We start from the raw sequence: 7,621 nt of genomic DNA, 5'->3' as shown, positions 1-7,621 counted from the left end.
AGGTAGCGGTAATAAGTAATGCCCAAGTGCGTTGGATACTCACAGTGATACTGCGTTCGGTAATGGGTTTGGGGGAGGGAATTTCACCATACAACCAGAAAGCATACCGGTTTATATCAAAATGTATTACGCAGGCTGTCATACAGGCAGAAAAGGCAACAAAAGCATAAAAAGATAAGCCAATGGAAATATCCGCCATGGAAGACACTTTTATAAGGCTTACGAGGGTACCAACAAGAAAAATTTCAGCCATGCTCCAAGGAAGCAGTGTTTTTACCCAAAAAAACACATGGGTTAAGAACTTAGGTTTTAGGTTCACCTTACGATAGTGGCCCAATACAATCATGCCTATCAGTACCAAGCCAGGAAAAATCAGTGTGGCCAAACCGGTGATAATTGCCAAAGAAAGGTAGTCTTGCTTAAACAGGGCACTAAAACTATCGGGAAGGGCAATTTGATGCTGAACACCACTACTTCGAAAAGAAAGAAAATTGAAAGGCAAGGAAAGGCCGAGGAATATCAGCGCACTGATGGCTAACGCCAGTACGGAATCATTCTGGTTTTTTCTGTACGTGAGTAATGTATGACCACAGGTTGGACAAACGGCGCGTTGTCGGTGTGTTAATTCCGGCACATCTACCTTTGTTAAGCATTGCTCACATTGAACTGTGGTAATAGCGTCATTGGGCATAAACGATTAAATTAAGATAGTGGATGAATCAATGTACACAATCACTACCTTAGCTTCAATAATTTGCTAGGGGCAATAGAGTGAGAAATGAAGATAGAACAAAAAGCGGCGCATGATGCGCCGCTTTTGGGATTTAGTAATTGGCGTTTCCTGGGGTACGTGGAAACGGAATAACATCACGGACATTTTGCATGCCGGTGACATAGGCAACTAAGCGCTCAAAGCCCAAGCCAAATCCAGCATGGGGAACCGTACCGTAACGGCGTAGATCACGATACCAACCGTAATCTTCCTTGCTTAGCCCCATTTCTTCTAAACGGCGATCAAACACATCCAGTCGTTCTTCACGCTGAGAACCACCGATGATTTCACCAATGCCCGGTGCTAGGACATCCATCGCGGCCACGGTTTTCTCATCATCATTAATGCGCATATAGAAGGCTTTAATATCCTTCGGATAGTTTTGCATAATGATAGGTGCTCCAACGTGCTCTTCGGCAAGATAGCGTTCGTGCTCAGAAGACAAATCCACGCCCCATTCCACTGGGAACTCAAACTTTTTGCCGCTGGCTTTAAGGATGTCGATGGCATCGGTGTAATCCATACGTACAAAGTCAGAAGAAACTAACGCTTCTAATCGGTTAATAACATCTTTGTTAATACGCTGGGCGAAAAACGCCATGTCATCGGCACGCTCTTCAAGTACGGCTTTACAGACATACTTGAGCATGTCTTCGGCCAACTGAGCCACATCACTTAAATCTGCAAATGCCACTTCCGGTTCAATCATCCAGAATTCTGCCAGATGCCGAGAGGTATTACTGTTTTCGGCACGGAATGTGGGGCCAAAGGTATACACCTTTGACATGGCGGCACAGTAGGTCTCAACGTTTAACTGGCCAGATACCGTTAAGTAGGTTTCTTTACCAAAGAAATCTTCTTTGTAATCCACGTCGCCTTTGTCTGTGCGTGGCAGGTTCATCATATCCAGCGTTGATACGCGGAACATTTCGCCGGCACCTTCCGTATCACTGGCAGTAAGGATAGGCGTGCTTATCCAAAAATAACCGTGTTCGTGGAAAAAGCGATGAATAGCCTGGGATAAACAGTTGCGTACCCGGGTTACCGCACCGATAACGTTGGTGCGAGGGCGCAAATGGGCATACTCACGCAAGTATTCAATGGAATGGCGTTTGGCGGCCATCGGATAAGTATCCGGGTTTTCAACCCAGCCTAAAATGTCAACGGACAAGGCTTCTAATTCAACATCTTGACCTTGACCTTGGGAGGGTTTGACTTTGCCTTCCACGGCAAGGGAACAGCCAGCAGTCAGGCGTTGGATATCTGCGTAATTTGACAGAGAATTTAACGCGATTACTTGAACGGGATTAAAGCAACTACCATCATGTAGAGCAATAAAAGAAAGTCCGGCTTTTGAGTCGCGGCGAGTACGCACCCAACCTTTGACTGTCACCGTTTCGCCAACTGCGTACTTACCTTCAAGCACGTCGACAACGGGCGCATGCGTCATTTGAATGTCTCCATCTTACCTATTGAAATAATTTGTTTTATTTGAGAATTGTGAAAAAAATAACTCAAAATTGCTAAAAGACACGTTAAGATTGCCGTTAATAGGTTTACGCAACTGCCCCTGTCAATACAAGGGAAAATCAGTGAAATTCCTCTTGCAGTGGTGCAGTAGGTATCCAAAGTGTCTAGTCATACGTATAAAACGAAGGGCTAGTATACTGATTCAGAAACGGGATACCAGCGAACTTTCTTTAACGATGAGCATATTTATCATGAATTCGGTAAATCAGGATAGACGCCAAAAGCCACGGGGAAAAGATGGGCTGTATCGTTTTATTGTCGCAATTAACCTAACTTGCTGGCTGTTACTTGTGTGTGCGCTGGTGGTGTTTCATTTTGCTCGCCCGGATTTCATCTCGGGTGTGCAAACCTATTGGGGCGTACAAGGCCGAACCACCTGGTCAGCACAACACGTAGAAGCATTGGTGATGCTACTGCAAATCAGTTTGGGGTTAACCTTATTTACTATGTTTATTCGTGCCCGGCGCACCCGCCGCCAAGAAGACCATTTCGGTGTTAATTTATTTATTCTGGCGGGCATTTCACTGGTTAGCTTACTGACCCTCAATTTAAACGTTTTGTAACAGGGCAAGCTAACTAATAAATGACGATTGGATAAGATACCAGGTGTAAAGGAGATAGCCCAACACCAAAATCCCGCCTTCCAGTCGGTTTAACCTTCCTGGACCCTTTATACCAATACAAAACACAAACAGGGCAATTGAAGTGCCTACCATAATTAGAACATCACGATAGAAAAAGCTCGACTCTACTACCATGGGTTGAATGGTGCCGGCAATTCCCACCACCGCGAGGGTGTTGAACATATTGGAGCCAATCACGTTGCCTAAGGCCATTTCGTGTTCGCCTTTTTTAACCGCCATCAGGGATGAGGCCAATTCAGGCAGTGACGTGCCAAGGGCAATAATGGTTAACCCGATAATGGTGTCGCTGACACCAAATTGCGTGGCAATTTCCACTGCGCCCCAGACTAAAATCCGTGAACTGGCAACTAATAAAGCCAGACCGGCCAAGAGCCAGATAAGGTTAGTTTTAACCGAGGATTCTTCACTGTTAATTTGTTCGCTGTATTCAGCGGCCAGATTATCGCTGCCACCTTTTAAACCCGTCCATATGCTCCATCCCATCAGCAGGATAAATAAGCCTAGCAGTGAAAAGGCATCGTCTTTCGAAACGTTAAGATCAAGCAATTGCCAGCTGGCGAAAAAGGTCAGACCAAGGAGAATGGGCAGTTCCCGCCGGATGATATCGGAACGGACTGCGATGGGACTAAAAACCGCAGTGAGACCTAAAACCAAAGCAATGTTAGCAATGTTAGAGCCGTATGCGTTCCCCAGCGCAATGCCAGAATTGTCCTGAAGCGCGGCAAAGATTGAAACGATGATTTCTGGGGCAGAGGTGCCAAATCCAATGATCAGCATGCCGATAAGCAGAGGCGATAAGCCGAAGTGTTTTGCTAACCCCGCCGAGCCATCAACGAATTTCCCCGCACTCCATAATAAAACGGCTAATCCCGCGACGATGGCAATAGAAGCTAGGAGCATAGGTATTCCTCAGACAAAGCAGTAATTTCTCGTGGCTAAACTACCACAAAATCCAGCAGGTTTTACAGAAAATTACGTCTGAGTTGCGCGCCCAAAAGGCGTTTAAGCCTTTTTGGCGCTTTAAGGGAAGGTTAGTTTGTTGTTAGCGATGGATGCTAAGGGGTTGTTTACTTATCGGTGTTCAATGAACCGGTTGCAGATTCGATGTGCGCGCGAACAAACCACTGGAATTGCTCCAGTTGGGCAAGTTGGCCGGTGATGATATCTTCCGATACCGGGTCGATTTCTGACAGTGTTTCGATGGCTTTTCTGTGATCGCCATTGATACCGTTGTATACCGCATCTAAGGAAACAAGATGGTCGCTGACCATGCCCTTGCCAATGGCGTAATCGTCCCAGCTTCGTCCATCAACAATGGCTTTGGGTGTGCCTTTTGGCACGCCACCGAGGGTGGCAATACGTTCAGCAAGGGTATCGGTCATTTCCCGTACCGTCTCCACCTGGGGATCCAGCATTTCGTGCACACCAATAAAATTGGCACCCACCACATTCCAATGAATATGTTTTAGCGTAAGTTGCAGGTCAAGTAGGGCAACAAGACGTTGTTGTAACGTTTGTACAGTGCTTTTTGCCTCATCGTTGGTGAGACCCGGTGCGGTGAATTCAGCCATAGTATGATTGCTCATAATTTCTCCTAAGATTGTGAATATCTGCAGTCGTTGATTCAACCACAAAGACAGTAAGTAAAGAGGAGCAATGGCTGTGCCATTGAAATAAATTATTAAAAACTGTTTATATTCAATAGCTTGAGTTTTTAACGGCGAGGTTTTTTGCCAAGGTGAGGATGGCGGGTTTAGGTAAAAATTGCAAAACCCTGTAAGAAATATACTTTTAACCGGCAGCATAATCATATACTGCCGGTTTACACTTATCGGCCGATTTTTTGATTAAAATCACGCAGGGTATGAACGAGGTTTGATAATTCTTTTGCGCTGCCTTCAAACAAAGAGGGCTTAGAAAAAGATGCGCCTTTTCGGGCCATGGTAAAGGCTTCGCGAATATCAAAGGCGGCGGTACGTTCTACCAGTCGATGCCATTCATCTTGCAGTGAAAGGGGGATTGCATGCCGTTTGGCGATAATATTGTCTCTTATTTGCAACAGTTGCCCAATGAGTAACGTATTTTCATTCAACATAACAATCACCTTTTTTCGGTTGTTGATTGGAAAAATCCTTTTATATCAAGCGCAAATAAATTGAAGTGAGCCACGCGCAAGATATTGGATGGGTATCATAATGGGAATTATTGCAACATGAGTGCCAACAAAATGTTCACCGTGCTAGTAACAACGGGCCTAACTAATTCGTAGCCGTTGTTTACGCTGCTTGTGCCAGGCGTATGCGGTTTTGCAGCCCCAAAAAGGAGCCAGTAAGAGACTGTTTAGTAGTAGCGCCAACAGCAAACTGTATATCACTGAGTTGATAGTTAATGGCAGCGCCGGGGTAAAGTTTTCTAGTACCTGTGACAAGGTGGCAGATCTGCGAGGTGAGAAAATATAACCTACGCGCTGAAAATAATTCCCGTGTTGCAAAATAGCCAGCCCTTTTTCGGTGTCAGTTAACGTGCGTAATAACTGGGCTTTTGCTTGGGCATCTTGCCTAACGATAGGATCGCTATTTTCACTTAGGTGGGTGATCAGCGAATCGGTTGAGGCAAAGCCGTACTGGGCTGCCAGCGCGTCTAACTGGGCGACTTGCTGGCGGGTGGCCTCATAAAAACCGGCTAGGTATTGGCGGTAATGATCGAACAGGACAGGTATTTGCAATGATGCAATGAACAAGGTGGCAAACAGGATCTTATCCACAAAGCGTGCAAGTAATTGCATCATTAACCCTCGGGTTACAGGCTTGCCAGAATCTCGTAGATCCCGCTCGTTAGCCTGCTCAGTTGGTGTTGTGAAATAATATACGGTGGCATGATGTAAATCAGTTTACCAAAGGGGCGGATCCATATCCCTTTTTCCACACATTGCTTTTGTATACGGCCCACATCCACAGGCGATCGGGTTTCCACCACGCCGATAGCGCCAAGTATGCGAACATCTTGTACAACGGACAATTGGCGGCACACCGCCAGCTCGGCATTAAGTTGGGTTTCGATGGCCGCTACCTGTTCACGCCAAGAATCCTCACGAATAATGCTCAAACTGGCATTGGCTACTGCACACGCTAACGGGTTACCCATAAAGGTGGGACCATGCATGAATACGCCCGGTTCCCCCTGACAGACTCCTTGGGCTACATCTTCGGTACACAAGGTGGCCGCTAATGTCATGTAGCCGCCCGTTAATGCTTTTCCTAAACACATGATATCAGGGCTGATTTGGGCATGATCACAACCAAATAATTTCCCCGTGCGGCCAAATCCCGTGGCTATCTCATCGCAAATTAAAAGGACGTCATAGGCATCACAAAGTTGTCGGCATCGTTTTAAGTATTCCGGATGATAAATACGCATGCCGCCAGCCCCTTGAACAATCGGCTCGATGATCAAGGCTGCCAGTTCGTGATGGTGGCGCTCGAATAATTCTTGTAAAGGCAGAATGTCATCTTCGCTAAAGGTTTGATCAAACCGGGTTTGGGGTGCGGGGGCAAATACCTGTTTGTTTAACACACCGCTAAACAAACTGTGCATACCATTGATGGGATCGCACACCGACATAGCCGCGAAGGTATCGCCGTGATAACCATTACGGGGCGTGATAATTTTGTGTTTTTCTTTGCGTCCTTGGCAGGCCCAATATTGCAGGGCCATCTTCAAGGCCACTTCCACCGAAACTGAGCCTGAGTCGGCCAAAAATACCCGGTTTAAACCTTCTGGCGCGATGGTCAGTAATGAACGACAAAGATCCACCGCTGGTGCATGGGTCAAGCCGCCAAACATGACATGGGAAAAAGCATCCACTTGTTTTTTTGCCGCTTGATTCAGTACGGGATGGTTATAGCCGTGTATGGCCGCCCACCAACTCGACATGCCATCGATGAGGGTTTTGCCGTTTTTTAGTTCGATGGTAGCCCCGTCGGCACCGGTGACTTCGTAACAGGGCAGGGGATCAATGGCAGAGGTATAAGGGTGCCAAATATGCTGGCGATCAAATTCTATATTGCTCAAAATATAACCATTAGTAAATGTTAGAAAATCATTAGGGTTGACAACTAGTTCGTCACGCATAGACTAAGCCAGTATTTATTAATAGTAAAGGATAGGGCATGACCATGGCTGCCAACGCACCACACTCCTCAGCGGATATTCGGCATAACTGGACTACTGAGGAAGTTCAGCAACTTTTTTCTATGCCATTCAATGATTTACTTTTTAAGGCGCAGACAATACATCGACAGTATTTTGATCCCAATGAAGTGCAGGTCAGCACCTTATTGTCGATTAAAACCGGTGCGTGTCCGGAAGATTGCAAATATTGCCCGCAAAGTGCCCGTTATGATACCGGGCTGGAAAAAGAGCGCTTACTAGAGATAGAAAAAGTGATTGAGCGGGCCAAGGAAGCGAAAGCCACGGGATCCACTCGTTTTTGTATGGGCGCGGCCTGGCGTAATCCTCGGGACAAAGACATGCCTTATGTCACTAAAATGGTGGCAGAAGTGAAAAAACTGGGGCTTGAAACTTGTATGACCCTTGGCATGCTAAGTCGAGAGCAAGCCATTGCCCTTAAACAAGCCGGGCTGGATTACTACAACCACAACCTGGATACTTCGCC

9 protein-coding genes are annotated in these 7,621 nt (G+C 46.3%); 2 read left to right on the top strand and 7 right to left on the bottom strand.

The genetic code is table 11. From position 1 onward, the window contains the following. Together V5298_RS18770 and asnS are read right to left on the bottom strand one after the other, a co-directional pair. Positions 1 to 634 (bottom strand): paraquat-inducible protein A (locus tag V5298_RS18770; protein WP_332932962.1); only part of this gene is annotated, 634 nt, incomplete at its 3' end. Positions 635 to 824: 190 nt separating this feature from the next. Further along, positions 825 to 2,222 (bottom strand): asparagine--tRNA ligase, encoded by a 1,398-nt coding sequence (gene asnS, locus V5298_RS18765; RefSeq protein WP_332932961.1) that lies wholly within the window; start codon positions 2,220 to 2,222, stop codon positions 825 to 827. A gap of 271 nt (positions 2,223 to 2,493) precedes the next feature. Between asnS and V5298_RS18760 the strand changes: the two genes are divergently transcribed. Next, a complete protein-coding gene (locus V5298_RS18760; RefSeq protein WP_332932960.1) occupies positions 2,494 to 2,865 on the top strand; it encodes a hypothetical protein in 372 nt (123 codons plus the stop codon). Positions 2,866 to 2,874: 9 nt separating this feature from the next. Here V5298_RS18760 and V5298_RS18755 read toward each other — a convergent pair whose 3' ends face one another. The 5 genes from V5298_RS18755 to bioA form a co-directional block, all read right to left on the bottom strand. Beyond that, positions 2,875 to 3,846 carry a calcium/sodium antiporter gene (locus V5298_RS18755; RefSeq protein WP_332932959.1) on the bottom strand — a complete coding sequence of 324 codons (972 nt, stop codon included), beginning with the start codon at positions 3,844 to 3,846 and terminating at the stop codon, positions 2,875 to 2,877. 167 nt (positions 3,847 to 4,013) lie between these two features. Then, positions 4,014 to 4,532 carry a DNA starvation/stationary phase protection protein Dps gene (gene dps, locus V5298_RS18750; RefSeq protein ID WP_332932958.1) on the bottom strand — a complete coding sequence of 173 codons (519 nt, stop codon included), beginning with the start codon at positions 4,530 to 4,532 and terminating at the stop codon, positions 4,014 to 4,016. A gap of 242 nt (positions 4,533 to 4,774) precedes the next feature. Continuing rightward, on the bottom strand, positions 4,775 to 5,041 hold the full coding sequence (locus tag V5298_RS18745) for a hypothetical protein (protein ID WP_332932957.1): 267 nt from the start codon (positions 5,039 to 5,041) through the stop codon (positions 4,775 to 4,777). Between the two features lie 159 nt (positions 5,042 to 5,200). Then, entirely contained in the window at positions 5,201 to 5,734 is a 534-nt protein-coding gene (locus V5298_RS18740; RefSeq protein ID WP_332932956.1) for a DUF2937 family protein, read from the bottom strand. A gap of 11 nt (positions 5,735 to 5,745) precedes the next feature. Beyond that, positions 5,746 to 7,017 carry an adenosylmethionine--8-amino-7-oxononanoate transaminase gene (gene bioA / locus V5298_RS18735; RefSeq protein WP_416351206.1) on the bottom strand — a complete coding sequence of 424 codons (1,272 nt, stop codon included), beginning with the start codon at positions 7,015 to 7,017 and terminating at the stop codon, positions 5,746 to 5,748. A 98-nt stretch (positions 7,018 to 7,115) separates the two neighbouring features. On the opposite strand from bioA, the gene V5298_RS18730 reads away from it, so the two are divergent. Beyond that, positions 7,116 to 7,621, top strand: a 506-nt coding sequence (locus tag V5298_RS18730; protein ID WP_332932954.1) for a biotin synthase BioB, incomplete at its 3' end; no start/stop codon positions are given.

It is taken from the genome of Alteromonas sp. 14N.309.X.WAT.G.H12 (assembly GCF_036697315.1).
GTDB lineage: Bacteria > Pseudomonadota > Gammaproteobacteria > Enterobacterales > Alteromonadaceae > Alteromonas.
The sequence above is the reverse complement of the archived record's forward strand: the minus strand, read 5'-3'. Positions and strand labels throughout refer to the sequence as shown.